At 38.7% G+C, this 20172-nt stretch carries 22 protein-coding genes; 15 read left to right on the forward strand and 7 right to left on the reverse strand.

Annotated features, from left to right (window positions below; all coding sequences use genetic code 11):
• The first annotated feature begins 5 nt into the window (after window positions 1-5).
• From GY065_RS04580 to GY065_RS04615, 8 genes are all read left to right on the forward strand, one after another.
• Window positions 6-1328, forward strand: a complete 1323-nt coding sequence (locus tag GY065_RS04580; RefSeq protein ID WP_174833240.1) for a DNA circularization protein — start codon at window positions 6-8, stop codon at window positions 1326-1328.
• Window positions 1318-2445, forward strand: coding sequence for a phage baseplate assembly protein (locus GY065_RS04585; protein ID WP_174833241.1), 1128 nt, complete (start codon window positions 1318-1320; stop codon window positions 2443-2445). Before GY065_RS04580 ends, GY065_RS04585 begins: the two co-directional genes overlap by 11 nt.
• Window positions 2446-2502: 57 nt before the next feature.
• Window positions 2503-3183: a phage baseplate assembly protein V gene (locus GY065_RS04590; RefSeq protein ID WP_037475399.1), complete on the forward strand. Its 681-nt coding sequence runs from the start codon at window positions 2503-2505 to the stop codon at window positions 3181-3183.
• Window positions 3184-3269: 86 nt separating this feature from the next.
• Complete coding sequence (locus GY065_RS04595) at window positions 3270-3620, forward strand: phage GP46 family protein (RefSeq protein ID WP_037475397.1); 351 nt, start codon at window positions 3270-3272, stop codon at window positions 3618-3620.
• Window positions 3621-3640: 20 nt separating this feature from the next.
• Window positions 3641-4693, forward strand: a complete 1053-nt coding sequence (locus GY065_RS04600; RefSeq protein WP_174833242.1) for a baseplate J/gp47 family protein — start codon at window positions 3641-3643, stop codon at window positions 4691-4693.
• On the forward strand, window positions 4690-5256 hold the full coding sequence (locus tag GY065_RS04605) for a YmfQ family protein (RefSeq protein ID WP_037475395.1): 567 nt from the start codon (window positions 4690-4692) through the stop codon (window positions 5254-5256). Before GY065_RS04600 ends, GY065_RS04605 begins: the two co-directional genes overlap by 4 nt.
• A 183-nt stretch (window positions 5257-5439) precedes the next feature.
• Window positions 5440-6243 carry a hypothetical protein gene (locus GY065_RS04610; RefSeq protein WP_371731934.1) on the forward strand — a complete coding sequence of 268 codons (804 nt, stop codon included), beginning with the start codon at window positions 5440-5442 and terminating at the stop codon, window positions 6241-6243.
• Between the two features lies 1 nt (window position 6244).
• A complete protein-coding gene (locus GY065_RS04615; protein WP_174833244.1) occupies window positions 6245-6688 on the forward strand; it encodes a hypothetical protein in 444 nt (147 codons plus the stop codon).
• A gap of 385 nt (window positions 6689-7073) precedes the next feature.
• On the opposite strand, the gene GY065_RS04620 is transcribed toward GY065_RS04615, so the two are convergent.
• The gene (locus GY065_RS04620) at window positions 7074-7805 is read right to left on the reverse strand and encodes a polymer-forming cytoskeletal protein (RefSeq protein ID WP_174833245.1); all 732 of its coding nucleotides are present in this window, start codon (window positions 7803-7805) and stop codon (window positions 7074-7076) included.
• A gap of 1272 nt (window positions 7806-9077) precedes the next feature.
• Between GY065_RS04620 and GY065_RS04625 the strand changes: the two genes are divergently transcribed.
• Window positions 9078-9383 (forward strand): hypothetical protein, encoded by a 306-nt coding sequence (locus tag GY065_RS04625; protein ID WP_174833246.1) that lies wholly within the window; start codon window positions 9078-9080, stop codon window positions 9381-9383.
• Window positions 9384-9630: 247 nt separating this feature from the next.
• On the opposite strand, the gene GY065_RS04630 is transcribed toward GY065_RS04625, so the two are convergent.
• The 3 genes from GY065_RS04630 to tsaE form a co-directional block, all read right to left on the reverse strand.
• The gene (locus GY065_RS04630; RefSeq protein WP_174833247.1) at window positions 9631-10110 is read right to left on the reverse strand and encodes a hypothetical protein; all 480 of its coding nucleotides are present in this window, start codon (window positions 10108-10110) and stop codon (window positions 9631-9633) included.
• Between the two features lie 637 nt (window positions 10111-10747).
• Window positions 10748-12040 (reverse strand): N-acetylmuramoyl-L-alanine amidase, encoded by a 1293-nt coding sequence (locus tag GY065_RS04635; RefSeq protein WP_194241830.1) that lies wholly within the window; start codon window positions 12038-12040, stop codon window positions 10748-10750.
• 2 nt (window positions 12041-12042) lie between these two features.
• Window positions 12043-12513: a tRNA (adenosine(37)-N6)-threonylcarbamoyltransferase complex ATPase subunit type 1 TsaE gene (gene tsaE, locus GY065_RS04640; protein WP_174833248.1), complete on the reverse strand. Its 471-nt coding sequence runs from the start codon at window positions 12511-12513 to the stop codon at window positions 12043-12045.
• A gap of 234 nt (window positions 12514-12747) precedes the next feature.
• On the opposite strand from tsaE, the gene murI reads away from it, so the two are divergent.
• From murI to upp, 6 genes are all read left to right on the forward strand, one after another.
• On the forward strand, window positions 12748-13557 hold the full coding sequence (gene murI, locus GY065_RS04645) for a glutamate racemase (RefSeq protein WP_174833249.1): 810 nt from the start codon (window positions 12748-12750) through the stop codon (window positions 13555-13557).
• A gap of 19 nt (window positions 13558-13576) precedes the next feature.
• Complete coding sequence (gene purN, locus GY065_RS04650; RefSeq protein ID WP_174833250.1) at window positions 13577-14218, forward strand: phosphoribosylglycinamide formyltransferase; 642 nt, start codon at window positions 13577-13579, stop codon at window positions 14216-14218.
• Window positions 14219-14235: 17 nt separating this feature from the next.
• Entirely contained in the window at window positions 14236-14910 is a 675-nt protein-coding gene (locus GY065_RS04655; RefSeq protein ID WP_174833251.1) for a DUF3108 domain-containing protein, read from the forward strand.
• An 8-nt stretch (window positions 14911-14918) separates the two neighbouring features.
• Window positions 14919-16181, forward strand: coding sequence for an RsmB/NOP family class I SAM-dependent RNA methyltransferase (locus GY065_RS04660; RefSeq protein WP_174833287.1), 1263 nt, complete (start codon window positions 14919-14921; stop codon window positions 16179-16181).
• Window positions 16182-16204: 23 nt separating this feature from the next.
• Window positions 16205-16516: a Grx4 family monothiol glutaredoxin gene (gene grxD, locus GY065_RS04665; protein WP_037475540.1), complete on the forward strand. Its 312-nt coding sequence runs from the start codon at window positions 16205-16207 to the stop codon at window positions 16514-16516.
• A 75-nt stretch (window positions 16517-16591) separates the two neighbouring features.
• Window positions 16592-17224 (forward strand): uracil phosphoribosyltransferase, encoded by a 633-nt coding sequence (gene upp, locus GY065_RS04670; RefSeq protein WP_037475542.1) that lies wholly within the window; start codon window positions 16592-16594, stop codon window positions 17222-17224.
• 283 nt (window positions 17225-17507) lie between these two features.
• Here upp and GY065_RS04675 read toward each other — a convergent pair whose 3' ends face one another.
• The 3 genes from GY065_RS04675 to GY065_RS04685 form a co-directional block, all read right to left on the reverse strand.
• Window positions 17508-18896 (reverse strand): ATP-binding protein, encoded by a 1389-nt coding sequence (locus tag GY065_RS04675; RefSeq protein ID WP_174833252.1) that lies wholly within the window; start codon window positions 18894-18896, stop codon window positions 17508-17510.
• Entirely contained in the window at window positions 18872-19534 is a 663-nt protein-coding gene (locus GY065_RS04680) for a response regulator transcription factor (protein ID WP_174833253.1), read from the reverse strand. The genes GY065_RS04675 and GY065_RS04680 overlap by 25 nt, the downstream gene beginning before the upstream one ends.
• Window positions 19535-19663: 129 nt before the next feature.
• Complete coding sequence (locus tag GY065_RS04685) at window positions 19664-19945, reverse strand: hypothetical protein (protein ID WP_174833254.1); 282 nt, start codon at window positions 19943-19945, stop codon at window positions 19664-19666.
• Window positions 19946-20172: the final 227 nt, after the last annotated feature.

Consider the following 20172-nt stretch of genomic DNA (forward strand, 5'->3'; position numbering starts at 1 on the left):
TGACAATGTGGAAAAATAATCTGCAAAAAGCCAGTTATAAAAATATTGCTTTTGATGTCATTTCCATTAGTGATAAAAATGAAAAAGCGCTGGTAAGGCATGGTCGCCCATTTGCAAATGGATCTGATATTGAAGATATGGGTACGTTTGGAAGACAATGTCAGGTTGCTGCTGTTTATTTTGGCAGCGGTTTTGATACGCAATTATCACAGTTACTGGCCGTATTAGAAGAGCCAGGTGCCGGTACTCTGGTTCATCCTGTTTTAGGTTTGTTACAAAACATGATTGCTGCAAGCTGGTCGTTTAGAACTGAAGCAGATTCAGTAAATTATGTAGCACTGGATATAACATTTTACGAGGCAAAAGAATCTTCACCAATATTTTTATTTGAAAATCAATGGTTAGTCAAATTAGAACAGTTGCAGAATACATTAGACAAATATACACAACAATTATTAGGTTATTCCGATACGATTTTAAGTGTCCGGGATGGAGTCTCGTCTTTATGGGGAGGTATCAATGGTGTATTCGCCGCATTATGCGGTGTGGCTGGTAGTGTTCGTAGCTTTTTTGATTTAGACCCTGTTGAATATTTGTCAGGTAAAAATTTTTCTTCAGCTTCTTATAATCGTGATGTAAGTAAACTGGTTCAGTCCTTAGACAGAATGGTAGCAAAAGGGATTGAAAGTGATACTCGTTATGCTACTGGTACTTTAAATACCAGACAGGTTTATGATTCTGTCAATAATCGGGTAAACATTCTCAATCAATTGCCTGATAATATTTTGCATAATCAGAATATACAAGATTCTGAAAAGGAAGTGACAAATCATGTTCAAAAGATTGCAGATATACAAATGCAACCTGTTGCACAGATTGTGAAGTTAATAAGTATCGGTTATTTAATTCAGAATATGGTTGGTGTAATAGAAATAAATAGTGATGTAGTAACAGCTAATGAGTTGCTTTATATTAATAACAGCCTTCGTAAGCAAATTCAGAAGTTGATAGATGATTTACGAGAAACTTATAATTATGCTGATAATATTAAAAGTTCTAATGCGGCAGCTATTTATACTCAGACAACCATAATAAATCAGATACTGGCGGATATAGCTGCACAATTTAATGATTATGTCTTGGCTATTATTAATCAGAAACCGCCAATGCGTACTAAAAAGGCGAATATGAATGGGACAATTCATCAACTGGCATATTTTCTTTACAAAGATATTAACCGAGTAAATGAATTAATGCGTCTCAATCCACATTTGTACCATCCATCATTTATCCAAAGTAGTGATTGGATTAATTATTATGTTAAATGAAAATAATATTTTTCCTTATCCTTATGGTAACGAAGTAGTAGTACGTATTGGAGGAAAAGAACATAAAGACTGGCTCAGTTATGATATTGATAGTGATTTTCTGATTCCTGCTGATGCCTTTAGTTTTGAAACTAATGTTTCACAAGATCAGGGTGTTTTAGCTGATTATAGCTCTTTACAGTGTGAAGTTTTAATTAATAATCAGTTAATTATGACAGGAATTATTGGTCATCAAAATGAAATGGTTGATAAAAGCAATCATAGTATTACTTTTAATGGCCGTGATCTTGCCGGTTTGCTGGTTGACTGCAGTGTTAAACAAATTAATGTTAAAGGAATGAATGTTTTAGCTGCAGCACAAAAAATAGCTGAGCCATGGAAACAAATTAAAAAAGTTATATTAAAGGCAGAAAAAAATCCCGTACTTGATAAAGTGGATATCGAACCGGGAGAAACTGCATGGCAGGCACTCAGTAAAATTGCTTACAAGGCAGGATTACATGTCTGGCTGGAACCTGATGGAACTTTGGTTATTGGCGGTGCTGATTATTCCAGTCCGCCAGTAGCAACATTATGTCACAGTAAATATGATAACAGACGCAATATTCAAAGTATCCAAATTGAATACAATACTGAAAATCGTTATTCGGAAGTTACTTTTCTTGGTCAGAGCCATACGCGGTTTGCAGATTCATCGAAGCACGATTTGAAATGGGTCTATAAAGACGAAACGATGACTTTATACAAACCGAAAACAGTGGTAATCGGTGATGCAGAAAATCTGGAACAATTGAAGGTTCAGGCAAAGAAAATGTTGTCAGACTGGCGGCTGGAAGGATTCAGTTTAACTATTACTGTGGCAGATCATAAAACACAGGATGGTGTTTTGTGGCAGCCCGGACAGCGTGTTCATGTCATTGATGAAGATCAGCAGATTGATGCTATTTTTTTTCTGATGGGGCGGCGTTTTTTTCTTAATCGTAATGGTGGCACGCTGACTGAGCTGAGATTAAAAGAAGATGGTATCTGGACTCCGGATGCCTATGTGAAAAAATCTGCAGCGGCGCGTTCACGTAAAGGTAGGCGTAAGGGTGTGACTAACCGGAAAATTAAATAGGTAAGAAAATAATTAGTTGTTTATTTAAAAATAAAATTCAATTAATCGGTGAAATAGATGAGTTATGTTGCGAAGTTAGTAAGTAAAACAAGAACAACAATTAACAATACCACAAGTTCAGTCAGGCAGGCTTTTCGGGGCAAACTGACAAAGGTAAATGCAGCCCAGGCAATACAGTCTGCTCAGGTAGCAGCTCTCGCAGATGAGGTATTACAGGATGTTGAACAGTTACAGCAATTTGGTTTTACCAGTAATCCGCCAGTAGGCTCGGAAGCAATTGTTCTTCCTTTAAGTGGTCAGACTAGTCATGGAATTATTATTGCAACTGAACATGGTGCATATCGCATAAAAGCTCTGGCTGCCGGAGAAGTAGCTGTCTATAACCAGTCAGGTGCTTCGATTACTTTAAAAAATGGCAGGCTGATAGAAATTGATTGTGAAATTCTGAATATTAAAGCTCCGTCGGGAGTCAAAATTGAGGCAGCAGCCGGAATTAATATTGATGCTCAGGCAGGTGTGAATATAAGTGCAAAAAACGTTAACTGCTCTGAAGAAATTACTGCTGCCGGTCAAATTAATGGAAATGGCGGAATGGATATTAAAGGAGGGCAAGGGGCAACATTTTCAGGAAATATTGTACAAACTAATGGTAGCTATACTACTGTTGGGGATGTTACGGCCAAAGGTATAAGTCTTTCTGGCCATGATCATGAGTACAGAGTGGGTAAACCCGTCTGATATTTGAGCAGGCATCTCTAATTTATTTGAAATAGCTATTTTAGTAAACTACAGAATTAATTATAAATATTATAAAGGAGTAGTTTATGGATAGAGAAATAGATACTAGAACCGGTGATTATTCCGGAAAAATTATAAATCATTTGCAAAATGCAGTCTATCTGCGTCTGATGACTCCGTTAGGTAGTTACTGGGCTGATAAAAAATTAGGTTCTTTATTGTATACACTTGAGCGCGAAAAAGATTTGCAATCTGTCAGTTTGCTTGCCAAACAGTATGCACAACAGGCTTTACAGCCGATTCTGGATGACGGGCGGGCAGTGGATATCTCTGTAACTACTATGCAGGCACATAACGGCATGCTGAATTTAAATATACAGGTGACTCAATTAACCGGAGAAAAATTTGTAGTTGAATGTCCGGTTAGAGTAATTTAAAAAATAAATGGATTTTGAATATGCATAATATTCCAACATTCGAGGAAATACGCAATGCTATTTTGCGTGATACGGTTTCTTTAAACCCGGAAGCTGATATTTCTTCAGATAGTGATAATTATATACGTGCTAGTAGTTTAGCCAGTTGTGCAACAGGACAGTATGCTCATCAGGCTTGGATATTAAAACAGTTTTTTCCAGATACAGCAGATTCTGATTATCTGGAAAGACATTGTAATCTTCGTGGCATACGACGAAAAAATGCTACCTTTGCCAGCGGCACAGCTAGAGTTTATGGGATTCCAGGATCTTCTGTAGAAGCAAAGTTGCAAATTAAATGTGGTGATTATTTGTATTCAGTTCAGGAGGATGCAGTAATTGGAGAAGATGGAACTGCTGTTTTATCAATAATAGCCGTTTCGGCCGGTTCTGAGTCAAATCAGTATAATAAACCAGCACAGTTTATGGCTTCTCCGGTAGGCATATCTACAGATGTTAATCTTATACAGGCAATTGGTGGCACTGACATTGAAAGTGACTCTTCATTATTAAACCGGCTACTGGATTTATTACGTCGTCCTCCTGCTGGCGGAAATAAATATGATTATCGTGCATGGGCTCTGAGTGTTGATGGAGTAACCAGTGCTTATGTATATCCTCTGCGTCGTGGGTTGGGTACCGTAGATATTGTTATTACCAGTAGCAATAATGTACCTAGTGATGAGATTGTCAGCAAAGTTCAGGATTATATTGATTCAGTACGACCTGTTACCGCGAAAAACAGTTATGTAATCAAGCCGGACGTAACCCGAGTGGATATTAAGGTTAAGGTAAGCTTATCCGGAATAAGTCTTGACACTGCAACTACAGCTATCAGACAGGCTTTGCAGGAACATTTTAGTGCATTGAAACCTGGTGATAGTGTCATCATTTCTCAGCTGGAAGCTGTTATCAGTGATGTATCCAATGTGACTGACCGGAAAATGACTCAGCCTACTACTAATCTCGTAGCCGAAAAAAACACGAAAGTTGAGTGGTTTATGCTGGGTAATGTAGATGTGAGCTTACTATGAGTTACATAAATACTCTTTTGGGATTGTTTCCGCCAGTAGCCTACAATCGTACCGGAACATCCGTGAGAAATGCGGCTACGATTGATGGTAATTGTCTGGATGAAGTGCAAAATGCTGCACGCCGTAAACTTGGTGTCATTGATCCGCGCACTTCTGGAAACTATCTTATACGTTGGGAAAAATTACTGAATCTGGATAGTTCAGGCAAAAACGGACAACAGAGAATATTGGCTGTCATAACTAAAATTAATGAAACCGGTGGTCTGAGTATTCCTTATTTTAAACAAATGGCTGCTTCAATTGGTTATGACATAAATATCACTGAACCTCAACCATTCCGTGCAGGAGTTAATCGTGCTGGTGACAGGCTGGCTCGTGAAGACATTATGTGGGTATGGTGGGTCAATGTTAAAAATGCTGACAGCCGTGCAACACGGTTTCGCGCCGGCATGTCAACAGCAGGAGACAGATTAACGGCATACGGTGATGTCATTATTGAAAGTGTTTTAAAAGATCTGAAACCTGCATTTACCGATATAAAATTTACATATAAGGACAAATAAATAATGTACCCTATTGATACACAGGACGGGCTTTTTCATGATGGTAATGGTATAAATGAATTAGGTACCATTTTACCGGCAAGTTGGCTCAATCAAGTACAGGCTGAATTAATTGCTATTTTAACTGCGGCAGGGATAAAGCCGGAAAAAGCTAGCTATAATCAGGTAATAACGGCAATTAAAATGTTAATTGCATCTAGTGCTCCTGCTGCTGCGACAGCAGAAACAGCTGGTGTGACCAAGATAATTGATACATTGGATTCTGATGATGCAGGTTCTGCATTGTCTGCCAAACAGGGTAAAGTATTAAATCAAGCTAAGCTGGATAAGAATGGTACTGCTCAAACAGCCTTGTATGCAGCACAAATTGCTGCCCGTAAAATTGGTGGTATAGTTTTTAATGCGAAAACAGATATTGATTTACCTGGTGTTAATATCCCGGGTAATCAAGATACATCTGGTAATGCTTATACGGCATCCAGATTACGTAATGCAATTAAAATTGGTGGTATTAACTTTGATGGTTCTAATAATATAGATTTGCCGGGAGTAAACATAGCAGGAAATCAAAATACAAGTGGCAATGCAGCATCGGCTACAGTTTTAAAAAATTCGCGTCAAATTATTTTAAATGGAGATGTTTCAGGTAGTTGCTGGTTTAATGGAGATGGTAACGCTGTCATTTCAACACGTCAGGTTAATTCACTGGGTGTTAATCAGAATTGGTCGGATGTTACAGGGGCGCGTGGATATTCTACAACTTATACAAATCAGAGTTCATCGCCAATTGCAGTAGCCATCAGTTTTTATCATACAAACAATAGATCAGCTGAACTAATTGTCAATGGTGTATTACTGGGGGAAGTAAATACAAGTAATGAAGATTCGCAACGTAAGCCATTATTTGGCATTGTACCCCCCGGACATGGTTATTACCTTAATGGTAATTTGCCAATCAGAGTGTGGGCAGAATTGAGAAGAGGGTAAAATGAAATATTATTTAAACAGTAATGATAAAATGGTGTATGCCTTTGATTCAGAAGAATTAGCAAATAAATGGTTCGAACAATTGCCTGAGGCGAATGGGGCATTCAGGATAATGACAGATGAAGAAATATCCAGACACCTTCAACCAGAAAAATACATGACAAAAAGTGAAAAATTATTGAGAAAGCGTAAAGATGCTATTTGTCTTGCTCGTTATCAGTTTTTGACTATGGCTGAATTATCATTTGATAAAAATAAAGATGCTTTAATCTCAGTAATAGAAAAAAACTTTAATGGAAAATCATTAATTAAGCTACGTAATTACTTACAGGAAAGTCAGTCTTTCAGTTTAACCTCTGAAGAGTTATGGAATCTTTTAACTAATATTTTACAGATTGATCCTGATAAATTGTTTAATTCATGGGAAGAGGCTCAGGAGTTTTAAATAGTTTATTTGAGAAATTATAAATAATGAGAATATTCTAATTAAGAAATTTGAGTAAAAAGCTAAGGCTGCCTACAGTAAGGTTATTGGCAGTCTTGGTTTTTAAATTCACTCTTAGATTATTTTTAATCAGACGAATAAAATAACTAATTCAAATTAATGGTGTTGTTTTATCTAATAAAAAATATAAATTGTAATTTGTTTATTCTGCATTTCTTTTACTTGTTCCGTAATTGGTTACATCATCATTTATTGTTACTAACCATACCTTCCCCAAACGACACTTTCTCACGATTCTTTCTAATATATCGCTCATATTAATTCTCCAATAAAAAACCAGCTAAAGGCCGGCTTTTTATATTCATTACGATTTTTAAAGATATTGCTAAGGAAAATGCAAAGTGTTAATTTTTCTTGATATTGTTCCACCATTAATAATTGTAATTTCATTAGCTTTCACATCTCCAGTTATACAACCCCGATTATTGGTTAAATTATCACTCACAACATCCCCATAAATTTCACCACCTGTAAGATTAATACTTTCAGCCTTAATATCGCCACTAATAATTGCACTATCGCTTATGGTGAGATTCAAAGCTTTGATATTAGAACGAATCCTTGCAGAATTATTAAGCTTTATTTCATTAGTATTGATACATTCGGCTGTTATGCCTGCCATGGCGCTAATATTAATTCTTTCAGCATTGACCATATTAGCACGAATATCTAATATACCATTCATATAAATTTCATTGGCATATACACATTTTGCGTAGATATTTCCCTTGCCGCTAATAATAAGTTTCCCGTCAATCTTAAGTTCACCTTTAATGAAAATTATTCTATTATCAAGATTAACATCATTTTTAATATATACATTACCAGGGTAAAAAAGGTTATCTTTTGTATTTTGAATCTCTAATGATGTTTCACAGAAAGGCAATTTACCTATCAACCAAATTCCTAAAGTTGTATGCCCCCAATCTGTACACATTTTTAATACTCTAATAGCATTCTCTCCATCGGGGAAATGCTTATCAAAAGCTTCTATATCATTATCATAGGCGCCTTTATCTCTTAACCAATCATGAGTAATAATAAATTTATTTTCCATATTATTTTCCATATTATTTGTATATAAAGCCAGCTATTACTTGGTTAGAAATTGGTCTTTAAAAATACCAATTGATTTTTACATCTATTATTTTGGAATAAACCAACAAGGTATTTGTTAGATTGGATCTTCTGGTGATTTACAACCATTCTGCATTCATCCTTTGAATCCATCTTTTTGGTTTACTTATTATATCAAGAATACTATGGACATTTGATCGACATTTTTTTTGTTCTGTTTTGGCAAGACTTCTTAGGGCGGCGTAGCATTACTTTTGCCTGATATTCTTTATGCTGCATTTGTCTGGCCATATCACTGTGCAGCATCTCTATTAACAGACAAAGCAGGAGACACTGAAAGAGCAGCAGACATTAAAAAAACAGCAATAAATACAGTTATAGAATTTTTAATTATGATCTGCATGTAAAGCAAATGGTTAAACAAATGGGGTTTAAGAATTTATATAAGCTTTTAGGGGTTGCGCCAACTGCAACAGAGGCAAAGATGGTAAAGGCAATGCGGCTGTTACACAGCTTAAATTGGTATCTTTAGAATATCTAAGCTTTGTAAAGACACTCTGTTAAATCCTGAGGAGCGCAAAAAGTACAATGCGCAGCTATTTACTGAATATCCAGAGGTATCAAAGGATTTAAATAGCAAAAAATAAAGAATTAACCAAATACTCAATAAGTAGAGGAAAATAATGCTATTGAAGAAAATGTATTAAATGAGCTTGGTTTAAGAAAACTGTTATTAGCCCTGAATTCAAAAGCAATACCTATTTATGATGAAAATACTGGTGAGGTTGAATTAACATTTGTTGGTCAAAATTTTTTCCCTTTTACGGTTGGTTGTTTATTTCTGAAAAGCGGTAATAGTGATTTGATTATGTAATAGATTCAAGTCAGCAATATGCCGGCTTTTTTATGTCAAAAAAATACCCTCACGACGGGAGTAGTCTTTGAGGGCGTTAAATTAATTAAAAGAGAAATTTAATAATACATCAATTAATTTAAATTATCTATACAAATAAGCTATTTTTATGCAAAAGGGTTTAAGAAAATTAAGGAGAGATTGAAATACTATGAATTAGTTATGCATGTAAATATATCGGTATTCATGGGACTAAAGGTGTTAAACACAACCTGATAATCTTTATATGAAGTTATACTATTGCTATTGCAACAAGGCACGCAAAGCATGGTGGCGTGAAAAATAACGCTGTGATGTGGCTTATTTGTTGGGCACTGATTGAGTTAAACTGGGCGGTATGTGCCCAAAAGCTGGTTTAGAACCAGAGAGTGGGATAATGCTCAATTAATGACTAAGCTGGATAAGCCTGCATATGGATGTATTGTTACTTTTACACGACAGGATGGCGGTCATGTTGATTTTTTTGTTGTAGAGAAAGATGCAAAAGACAATCTAATGGTACTGGGTGGTAATCAGGGGGACGAGGTCAAAATTGCCGCTTTTTCACGCGGTAGAGTAACACGTTGTTACTGGCCAAGCATATGGGCAGGCAAGACAGTTAAATCATCTCCTTTGCCCAGAGTCGATATGCCCTTCCTGTTCTAACTTCTTCCAGAAAACTTAGTACTAATGAGAAGTAGTTATTAGAAAGCAAAGCCAGTTAGTTGCTAGCTATGTCTAGTAATCCACACAAGCATACTTGTTTAAATGTGCTTAGATTGATTAGTTGTTAATTTGTTTCTAGTACTGATGGGTTAATTTTCTGTAGAATTTTTTCAGCTGAAGGTAGTACGTGCTTTTTTTAAAAAAAGACATCCTCTTTTTAGAAGAGAACATGAATGGATATTTTAGCTCAAAGTTTGCATTTAGATCTTTTCTTTTCCAGAGCTAAAGCTTCGGTTATTAAGTTCGCTGCCTTTTCTAAATCATCAGAAGTTCTATAAAGCAGAGATAGATTTAATAATTTCTGTAGATGATCATTCTCAGGATTAATAACTATAAACTCAGTATTAAAATACTTAACTTTGTAGTCGTCACTAAAACCATCCATATCTAAACCATACCATACCTTTACCTTGGTACCATAAATAGGTACAGATGTTAAACAGTTTAGCTGTTCCTTATGTGATATTAAATAGTTCTTTAGAAATTCAGCAGCTTTTATAACATCTTTTTTAGTTGGATAAAGTCTATGATTTTTAAGCCATGATTGTTCAAAATCTTTACCTTGCCATTTAAATAGTGAATAAATGAGGCTTTCCCTAACATATAAATAATAATATTCCTGACCTAACTTAGGAGCCTTTTCTAGATAATTAACTTGTCCACTCATTTCAAATTCCTTTTTATTGCAGATTATAAATCTCAAAAATAAAGCTATCATATATTAATTTTGTATTCAATAGTTGTGATCTTCACAACAACTGGATTTTATAATATTGATTGCATTTTTCTATTCCGCAGAAAAAACAGTATTTGATTTTTCAGTATTTATTTGTTAGGTAAAAATATATGTTTGCGGAACGAGAAATAAGCAAAAACTCCCATAGAATGAGAGTTTTTTTCTATGCTTAAAGGAGCATTGGATGATGAGCAATAAAGACGAATATTGATCATTTTAATTTTGATGGTTGCTAGTGTGGCAAGCTTTTTTGTGGGAGACATACTATAAAGCAAATTAACCACTGACTTTATACGACAATGTCGACATTAGAAAAGTCGAGTTGGGGTTTCGGAAACCCGGTCGTTTGTTATCGATGAAAGTGGAAAAGGTGGGATCAGGTTAAGCTCAGTATAGATAAAAAAGTATAAATATAAAAATACTTTATTTTTCGATGACATTTTTTAAGCTGCCTGTGGCAGCTTTTTTATCTTTATATCCCATGTTTTCTTAAATCTGAGCATTTTTTATGGAAATAAACAGATTAATTCAGATAATAACTGTATTGTCGTGTCGTTGAATATTGTCATCAGCGGCGTGCCAGTACAGCTGTCGATAGATAAACTTTAATGCCATTAGCAATAGAATTTGCTACTTTTTTTCTGAAATCACTACCTGAAAGTAATCGTTCTTCAGTCGGGTTGGAAATAAATGCTGTTTCAACCAGAATTGATGGAATATCCGGTGCTTTCAGGACAGCAAAATTTGCCTGATCGACACTGCCTTTATGCAAGTTGTTAATTTTGGCCAGTTGATTCAGCACGTCTTTACCCAATTTCAGACTATCATTGATAGTTGCTGTCTGAGTCAGATCAAACAGAGTATTGTTAACATTTTTATCACTTGAATAATTTACCCCGCCAATAGAATCAGCTGCATTCTGAGTTTGTGCCAGATATTTGGCTGCTGCACTGGTAGCACCCTTAGGATTAAGGGCATATACACCGGTTCCTCTTGCTGATGGATTGGTAAAAGCATCAGCATGGATCGAAATGAATAAATCGGCTCTGAGTTTACGTGCTTTAGCAACACGTACACCCAATGGGATAAAAATATCTTCATTTCGGGTCATGTAAGTTTTGTAACCATACGAATCCAATATCTTTTTTACTTCACGCCCTATGGCGAGTACCACGTCCTTTTCACGCAGACCTGATGGTCCTATGGCTCCGGGGTCTTCGCCGCCATGTCCGGGATCAATCATAATCACTGGCTGACGGTTAAGTTTATTTGGTGTACCGGGTACTGCAGGCGGCTTGGTTTTCACGGGTGGTGTTGGCACAGTTGCTTGCGGACGTGTCGTACCGTCACTGTTTACTTTACCGTGGCTATAGTCCTGTAAAAGTGCCATCAGCGGATCATTTTTTTCCTGTTCTATAGCTACTGTGGCGGTAGGATATAAATCCACTACCAGCCGGTTTTTGAAATTAGCAACCGGTGCAAGGGTAAATACCTGAGGATTAACGGTGGTTTTTAAATCCATCACTATACGGATGGTTTCAGGATTAAATTGTCCGACGCGGACACTGGCAATATAGGGATCCAATGGGAGAACTTTATTGCTTAGTTCACGTAAAAACTGATTGGTAGCAGAACCCTGAATATCAATAACCAGCCGGTCAGGATTTTTAAGCTGAAAATATTTAAACTGGATGGGTGTTGTGGATTCTAATGTCATCCTGGTATAGGCTGTGGCCGGCCAGATGCGTGAAGCCACAATATCGGCACCTGCCTGAGCTGCGTGTGCTATCGGGGTAAGGCTGATTAAAAGCGTGCCGGTTGAAGCAATCAAGAGTTTTCGGCGGCTGATATGGTTTGACATGGTTATTCTATAATCTTATTTAATATATTTATTCCGTGTGCAGTAACTGCATTGATCTGTACGGTGCGACCACTACTGCTGATGGTGATATTCAAGATAATGTCAGCCGGAGGTGCCAAATCACCGCCGAGCTGTGGCCACTCAATCAAATTAATACTGTTTGCAGTAATCAGTTCATCCAGTCCCGCATCCAGCCATTCCTCCGGACTCTGAAAACGATATAAGTCAAAATGATTCAGGTTGAATCCATTAAAAAAATAGGTTTCAACTATATTATATGTAGGGCTTTTGACTGCACCGTTGTAACCAAGAGCATTGAGTAGACCTCTGGTAAAGGTTGTTTTACCTGCACCCAGATCGCCTTCCAGCCAGATGATTAAAGGCGAGCTTATATGCTGTGCAAAGCGCTTGCTCAGTTGCAGGGTGTTATTTTCACCAGCCAGAAAAAATTCTCGGATTTTAGATGCAGGCATAATGTTTTTAATTAAACAAAACGGGGTTATTATGCGATAAAGTTTGTAATAACGAAAGTAATAAAATTCCGTCTGTATGTATTGTTGCCGGGGGGCAGCTTTATTTTATGCATATATTGTAGGGATGAAGCAATAAGTATATTTTCAGGAAATGCTATAATTATACTGATGACGGGTATTTGATTAATTCAGTTTATGGTGAACTGAATGTCATAGTCAATAATGAAGAGACAAATGACTGCAATACAACAACAACCAATAGGTGTATTTGATTCCGGCGTAGGTGGACTGACTGTGGTTCGTGCACTGATGGAACGGTTACCTAATGAAAATATTATTTATTTTGGTGATACAGCGCGTGTACCGTATGGTGTGAAATCCAGACATACAATAGAAGTTTATACTGAACAGATTGTGTCTTTTCTGCTAGAGCATAATGTTAAGGCACTGGTTGTGGCCTGTAATACTATAGCAGCGGTGGCGAGAGAAAAAGTGCGGCAGCTGGCCGGTACAATGCCTGTGCTGGATGTGATTGCCGCAGGTGCTCAGGCTGCTCTGGAAACTACTCAGAATAATCATATTGGTGTAATTGCTACCAGCACTACCGTTAACAGTAATGCCTATGCACGGGCAATTCACGATCAGAATGCACAAACACGGGTTTTTTCACAAGCCTGTCCGTTGCTGGTGCCGCTAGTGGAAGAGGGCTGGCTGGATCATGAAGTTACTCGACTGACTGCACGAGAGTATCTTAAGCCGATTCTGGCAGAAGATGTGGATACGCTGGTTTTGGGATGCACTCATTATCCGTTACTGAAGCCATTAATCCGGCAGGAGGCTCCTGAGCTGAAATTAGTTGATTCGGCAATTACAACTGCTGAAGCCACTGCATTAGCACTGGAGCAGCATCATCTGGTTAATCCTGATCATTCAGACGCACAATATCGGTTTTATGTCAGTGATATACCACTACGTTTCCAGACAATTGGTGAGCGGTTTCTAGGCAGAAGTCTGGAACAACTGGAAATGATTTCTTTAGGCTAGGTATTTTTACAGGTGGGCAATGAATATTAAAAAAAGAATTGTGATTCTGATTTCAGGTCGTGGCAGTAATATGCAGGCTTTAGTAAAAGCCAATATTGCACAGGCAGAAATAGTGGCAGTAATCAGTAACCGGGCTGAGGCAGCGGGTTTACAGTGGGCTACGCAACACGGGCTGGTAACTGAAGCAATCTGCCACCATGATTATCCAGGTCGTGAAGCATTTGATGCGGCACTAATAGAGCATATTGATGCTTATCAGCCTGATTTGGTGGTACTGGCCGGTTTTATGCGTATTTTGACATCTGAATTTTGCAGGCATTACACAGGTAAATTGATCAATATTCATCCGTCATTATTACCTGCTTTTACCGGATTGCATACTCATCAGCGTGCACTGGACAGTGGCTGTCGGGTTGCAGGTTGTACAATTCACTTTGTCACACCCCAACTGGACTGCGGTCCGATTATAGCTCAGGGTGTGGTACCTGTTTTGAACGGCGATACAGCCGATACTCTGGCCCACCGGGTTTTAGAGCTTGAACATCAGCTTTTACCACAAGCAGTGACGGATTTTGTTGCCGGTAATCTGGTGATAGAAGGTAACAGGGTGAATAATCTTGCCGCAGCTGGCACAGATAGTGCAGTCTGCCTGAAAAATTAAAATGTTATGAGCGCAATATGAAATTGAAAGTATGGGCAGGTTTATTGCTAGTGTGGGTAAATTTGCTGTTAATACCAATTGCACAAGCTGAAGACCTACCTCAGCAGACACAACTTCAGTTTGTTGACAGTAATGGTTTGCCGGTGAGCATGGATTTTGTGCAAAAGGATGGTCACTATCAGATTAATACACAAATTGATTTGATTTTTTACAAAATGCAGTTTATTTCTTCCGGTACCATAAAAAGTACTATTTTAAAACCGCTTTCCTATACCGACAGCCGTTCTGGCAAGCCGTATGCACAGGCTCGTTTTTCCGGGGAGGGTGTTGATTATGGTAAGGTGTCGGAAGCTGTTAAGCATATGTCAGTGAAAGGGTCAGTGTATGATATGTTTGCTCTTGGCTGGCAGCTGGGTTTTAATCACGGCAAATTGCCCGCAAATACTTATCTGACTAATGGTAAGAAAGTGTATCAGCTTAATGCTGTTCAAAGTCGTGGAATGGCTCAGATGATGGTAAATGGACGGCAAATTGATATCAGACAGTTCAGTATCAGCCGTGGCGATGACTTGGTGGAATATGCTTTTGCACCCCAGCTTGATAATATTCCGGTACGGATTAGCTATATGGACAATGGTAAAGTATATACATTGCAACTGAAAGGCGGCCAGATCAACGGGAAGGTTTTTTAAATATTATGATAAATGCACAACAACTTGATTTAACTACTTCTGCACTGGCACAGGTATTAACATTCAGACAGCCTGCAGATGTTGTGCTGTCAGCTTTTTTCAGGCGTGAACGTAAGCTGGGTATGCGTGATCGGCAGGAAATAGCTGAAACTGTGTTTGCTACTATCCGCCATTTGCAAAAAATTCAGAAGATGCTGCCAAAACCGCATCAAAAACCACGTCGGGCAGCTTTGGCTGCACTGGTTTTAGGGCGGGGAGTAAGTGTACACAGTGTGGAATCACTTTGTGACCCAGAAGAAAAGCAGTGGCTGATTGATGTTAAAGAGCAAAAATCTGCTTTTTCTTCTGAGCTCACTACAGCCGCTGAGCTGCCCCAATGGTTAATTGAATGTCTGCAACAGCAGGGCTGGGATGACAATCAGATTGTCACTTACGGTCGCAGTGTTATGCAACCGGCACCGCTGGATATAAGGGTAAATACCCTGAAAGGTAAACGTGATGAGATTTTGTCTATGTTACAGTCAGAAGGGTTGCGTGCTGAGGCTACGCCTTTTTCACCCTGGGGAATACGGCTATATGATAAGCCGGCTTTAAACCGACACCCGCTGTTTCTTGACGGTGTGCTGGAAGTCCAGGATGAGGGCAGTCAACTACTGGCTTTAATAACAGGCGTTAAACGTAGTCAGATTGCTGTCGATTTCTGTGCCGGAGCCGGTGGTAAAACATTGGCAATGGGCGCCATGATGGCTGGTAGTGGACGGTTATATGCTTTCGATGTGGCTGAAAAGCGTCTGGCTAATCTGAAGCCGAGAATGGTTCGGGCAGGTCTGACTAATATTCATCCTCAGCGGATTGATAATGAGCATGATACCCGTATTGCCCGATTAAAATATAAGGCAGATTGTGTGCTGGTTGATGCACCTTGTTCCGGAATGGGCACGTTACGCCGTAACCCTGATTTAAAATATCGTCAGAGTAATGACAATATCCGGACATTGCTCGAGCAGCAACAATCAATTTTACAGGCAGCTTCTGAACTGGTACGTCCGGGCGGGAGGCTTGTGTATGCAACGTGCAGTATTCTGGAAACGGAAAATCAGCAGCAGTTAAATCATTTTCTGGCTGCCAATACTGGTTGGCATATAGAGCCGGTGCAGACTTTGCTTAAAGATAATACCTTACCTGTCATGCAGGGTGACTATCTGCAGCTGAGCACCGGTGAACATCATACAGACGGTTTTTTTGCCGCTGTACTAACACGTATTAAATAAAGTGATATTGAGAAGGAATGTACATGAGTACTCAGGAAAGAATTAAAACGCTTGTTACTGAACATCCGGTTGTGTTGTTCATGAAAGGCACTAAGCAGTTTCCACAGTGTGGTTTTTCATCCCGTGCTGTGCAAATATTGCAGGCGGCCGGATTAAAAGATTTCTATACTGTTAATGTGCTCGAAGATGAGGATATCCGGCAGGGTATCAAGGAATATGCAGACTGGCCTACAATTCCGCAATTATATGTAAAAGGTGAATTTATCGGTGGTTCTGACATTATGATGGAGATGTTTGAAGCAGGTGAATTACAGACTTTGCTGGCCTCTGTCTGACTGAATTCTGTTCGGAAATGTTTTCCGGTAGCTGTTTTATTCGGATTTTATAGTAATTATTTTTTGGAACAGACTATGAATATTAATGTAATTGAGCATCCACTGGTAAAGCACAAGCTGTCATTAATGCGTGAAGAGGATTGCAGTACTTATCGATTTCGTACTCTGACTAAAGAGCTGGCACGCTTAATGGCTTATGAAGCCAGTCGTGATTTTGATGTAGAAATTGTCAAAATGCAGGGCTGGTGTGGTGAGATTGATGCTTACCAGATTAAAGGCAAAACAGTTACTGTTGTACCGATTCTGCGGGCAGGGCTGGGTATGCTGGATGGTGTGCTGGATTTGATTCCTACAGCCAAAATCAGTGTTGTGGGTTTACAGCGCGATGAAGAAACGCTGGAACCGGTACCTTATTTCGAAAAATTTGTCAGTCAGATGGATAAACGCCCGGCATTGATAATTGATCCAATGCTGGCAACAGGCGGATCTATGAATGCAACTATTGAGTTACTTAAGAAAAAAGGTTGTAAGGATATTAAGGCGTTGGTTCTTGTGGCAGCTCCGGAAGGTGTAAAGGCTGTCAATGAGGCACATCCTGATGTGACTATTTATGCGGCAGCACTGGATGATCATCTGGATGATAATGGCTATATTATTCCAGGTCTGGGCGATGCTGGTGACAAGATTTTTGGTACAAAACACTGGTGATTTAAATCCGATTTATTTCATGCAGCCTGATCGCTGAAATAATCTGCTAATAAAAAACACAGAATTTTCCATGCAGAAAATTCTGTGTTTTTTATTATGCCGAATTAAATTCAGTTTTGTTTTAAGCAAATGGATATAAATGTCAGAGAATTACTCTAAATAAAATTGTCTGACCGGATTAGAAATAAACAAATGTTTTATAGGATAATAAATTGAATAATTGCTGGATAAATAGAATCTGATGTAATCATTTTACATGTTACAGGATGAATATTTTTTATGTTTACAGTTTATCCGATTTGAATATCAGACTTACTGCTAGTCCTGGTTTCTGTTCAGAATTTTGCAGGCGGGAGTCTGCCAGACTAATACTGATGCGCCACTGATCACACAGGGTTTTGACGATTGCCAATCCGAGACCGCTACCGCTTTCATTATTGCCTAAAATGCGGTAAAACGGTTCAAATACCAGTTGACGTTCAGTTTCAGAAATTCCCTGACCATTGTCTTCTATGAGTAAAATTGTTTTGTTATCCGTGGTTGGTCTAATGCAAATGCATATTTGTCCATCAACAGGAGTATATTTGATGGCATTACCCAAAATATTTTTCAAAATGGTATATAAATCATTACTGCAGACAGGCAGATAAACATTTTCGCTGATATCAAAACTTAAATTTTGTTTTTTTTGTTCCGCCAGAGGCAATAATTCAGCAATCAAACCACGCAGTAATGGCATTAAAGCGGTTTGAACATTATCCGTCATAAGATGTTGCTGCTGATGCTGTACTCTGGCCATCGATAATAACTGGGTAAGCAGTTGTTCGGTACGGGCAATACCTGCTTTGATCTGTTCAATAAGCTTATGCTGTTCCTGAATAGTCAATTCCGGTTCATCAAAACGGGCTATTTGCAGGGTAAGTGCGGTGATCGGGGTACGTAATTCATGAGCTGCATAACTGATAAATTTTTTATCATGTTCAATTGCAGCCTGTAACTGACTGAATAAGCGATTAAGTGCGGTAATGAAAGGGCGGATTTCTGTCGGTACGTGTTTGGTATCCAGAGGTGACAAATCATTGGCGTTGCGCGCGGTTAATTCGCTACTCATTTCCTGTGTTGCCCGAAACAGGCGGCGAATCCAGATAGCTGTAAACAGCCATAAAATAGGCATCAGAATAAGAAATGGCCAGACTACACTCAATGCACTGTCTTTAGCTATATGATTGCGGTATGCGGTGCGCTGAGCAATGATTATCCGCTCACGCTCCCGGGTAAGGATATATACCCGCCAGTGCCGGGCTACCGTAGTAAAGTTATGGAAGCCATCCGGTAGTTGCTGTAGATTCTGGACAGCATTTTCATCTCCCATCAGTATATTGAGATAGGGTGAGTCAAGTGTCTGTGCCAGTACACGCGGTTTGGGCAGGGTTCTGGCACTTTCAGGAAAATTAAGGTCTTCCTGTGTATCTTTGCGCAGAATGGAACTGCGCGGATCAAGTAAATGAGCAATTTGCTCCAGCTGAGCATCCTGCAGGTCCTGAGTTTCCCGAAAAGCAGTCTGATAGGCAAGAATATCACCAATGATAGCAATTGAAGTTACTACGATGGTTAAAACCAATAATAAACGCCATTGTAGTGATGAGACTATCCGTGCCGGTCTACCAGCCATCCCAATCCCCGAACATTTTTAATCACATTACTACCCAGTTTTTTTCGAATTCCGTGAATGACCACTTCTACGGCATTGCTTTCTACTTCTTCATTCCAGCCATAAAGTTTTTCTTCAAGTTCCTGCCGTGACAATATCGTACCTGGTTGCAGTAATAAACTGTACAGCAAAGCATATTCTCGTGCTGACAGCCGGGTAACCTGTCCGTTGGCACTTACTTCACGAGTAGCGGGGTTCATGGTAATGGTGCCATTGCTCAGCACCGGAGTTGCATGTCCGCTGCGGCGGCGTAATAAAGCCCGGATACGCGCCAGTAATTCGGAAGGCGCAAAAGGTTTAATTACATAGTCATCGGCACCACTGTCTAGACCATTAATGCGTTCTTCCACCGTGTCACGGGCAGTAATCAGAATAACAGGTAAATCACTATTTTTAGCACGCAAGTGGTGTAATACACACAGACCATCCTGCCCCGGGACACCAATATCCAGTAAGGCAATATCGTAAATATCTGGTTGTAATACCCGTTCAGCTGCCAGCCCGTCAGTAACACAATCAACTGCAAAACCGGCAATATGCAGCATATCGCTTAATGCCTCTGCAATCATTTTGTCGTCTTCAAGAAGTAAGATTCGCATGGGTTAACATTTTTCCGCATAGACTTGTCAATCAGTCTGTTTAAACTCAGACTGTAAAATATCTATGATAACAAAAACCGTTTCAGTATTCCTGAAACGGTTTTATTTAAATGTTAACCGATAAACTGATTAGTTATATTCAGTAGTAGTGGTTTGTTTGGTTGTAGTAGTGCTAGCGGCTGCTTTTCTGGCATGGGATTTTTTAGCATGCACTTTTTTGGCGTGTACTTTTTTAGTAGCTGGTTTCACAGTTGCAGCAGGTTTTACAGTTTTAGCAGCTGGTTTAACGGTACTAGCTGTAGTGGTGGTTGTAGTGGTAGTAGCTGCAGCTGGTTTGGGAGGTGTAGCAAAGGCAGCAGCAGTAGTTAAACCAAAGATAGCACTTACAACAGCAGCAGTAATTTTTTTCATGATAGATCTCCATTTAAAGTAGTTAAAGACAATAACCATCTCGGTTCTTGTTAATGCACAGTATGACTTTAAATACTTAGGCAAGACTTAGCGAAATGTTTTTTATTGTTAAATAAAAGTAATTAAATGTTAATAAATATAGTAAGTATAAAATTGGTTATTAGTTTAGAATTTAAAATAATACTATATTAGAATTAGATGGCTTTGATGTTTTAAGTGTTAATTAA

Origin of the sequence: Snodgrassella sp. ESL0323, from assembly GCF_013346865.1 — a bacterium.
GTDB lineage: Bacteria > Pseudomonadota > Gammaproteobacteria > Burkholderiales > Neisseriaceae > Snodgrassella > Snodgrassella alvi.

Excerpts from the sequence above, each read along its gene's own strand:
- GY065_RS04605 (WP_037475395.1), top strand. The coding sequence starts at position 4,690 with ATGAGTTACATAAATACTCTTTTGGGATTGTTTCCGCCAGTAGCCTAC.
- GY065_RS04630 (WP_174833247.1), bottom strand. The coding sequence starts at position 10,110 with ATGAGTGGACAAGTTAATTATCTAGAAAAGGCTCCTAAGTTAGGTCAG.
- GY065_RS04585 (WP_174833241.1), top strand. The coding sequence starts at position 1,318 with ATGTTAAATGAAAATAATATTTTTCCTTATCCTTATGGTAACGAAGTA.
- GY065_RS04635 (WP_194241830.1), bottom strand. The coding sequence starts at position 12,040 with ATGTCAAACCATATCAGCCGCCGAAAACTCTTGATTGCTTCAACCGGC.
- GY065_RS04590 (WP_037475399.1), top strand. The coding sequence starts at position 2,503 with ATGAGTTATGTTGCGAAGTTAGTAAGTAAAACAAGAACAACAATTAAC.
- GY065_RS04580 (WP_174833240.1), top strand. The coding sequence starts at position 6 with ATGTGGAAAAATAATCTGCAAAAAGCCAGTTATAAAAATATTGCTTTT.
- murI (WP_174833249.1), top strand. The coding sequence starts at position 12,748 with ATGACTGCAATACAACAACAACCAATAGGTGTATTTGATTCCGGCGTA.
- grxD (WP_037475540.1), top strand. The coding sequence starts at position 16,205 with ATGAGTACTCAGGAAAGAATTAAAACGCTTGTTACTGAACATCCGGTT.
- tsaE (WP_174833248.1), bottom strand. The coding sequence starts at position 12,513 with ATGCCTGCATCTAAAATCCGAGAATTTTTTCTGGCTGGTGAAAATAAC.
- GY065_RS04620 (WP_174833245.1), bottom strand. The coding sequence starts at position 7,805 with ATGGAAAATAAATTTATTATTACTCATGATTGGTTAAGAGATAAAGGC.
- GY065_RS04600 (WP_174833242.1), top strand. The coding sequence starts at position 3,641 with ATGCATAATATTCCAACATTCGAGGAAATACGCAATGCTATTTTGCGT.
- GY065_RS04610 (WP_371731934.1), top strand. The coding sequence starts at position 5,440 with ATGTTAATTGCATCTAGTGCTCCTGCTGCTGCGACAGCAGAAACAGCT.
- purN (WP_174833250.1), top strand. The coding sequence starts at position 13,577 with ATGAATATTAAAAAAAGAATTGTGATTCTGATTTCAGGTCGTGGCAGT.
- GY065_RS04675 (WP_174833252.1), bottom strand. The coding sequence starts at position 18,896 with ATGGCTGGTAGACCGGCACGGATAGTCTCATCACTACAATGGCGTTTA.
- GY065_RS04655 (WP_174833251.1), top strand. The coding sequence starts at position 14,236 with ATGAAATTGAAAGTATGGGCAGGTTTATTGCTAGTGTGGGTAAATTTG.
- GY065_RS04595 (WP_037475397.1), top strand. The coding sequence starts at position 3,270 with ATGGATAGAGAAATAGATACTAGAACCGGTGATTATTCCGGAAAAATT.
- GY065_RS04615 (WP_174833244.1), top strand. The coding sequence starts at position 6,245 with ATGAAATATTATTTAAACAGTAATGATAAAATGGTGTATGCCTTTGAT.
- GY065_RS04685 (WP_174833254.1), bottom strand. The coding sequence starts at position 19,945 with ATGAAAAAAATTACTGCTGCTGTTGTAAGTGCTATCTTTGGTTTAACT.
- upp (WP_037475542.1), top strand. The coding sequence starts at position 16,592 with ATGAATATTAATGTAATTGAGCATCCACTGGTAAAGCACAAGCTGTCA.
- GY065_RS04680 (WP_174833253.1), bottom strand. The coding sequence starts at position 19,534 with ATGCGAATCTTACTTCTTGAAGACGACAAAATGATTGCAGAGGCATTA.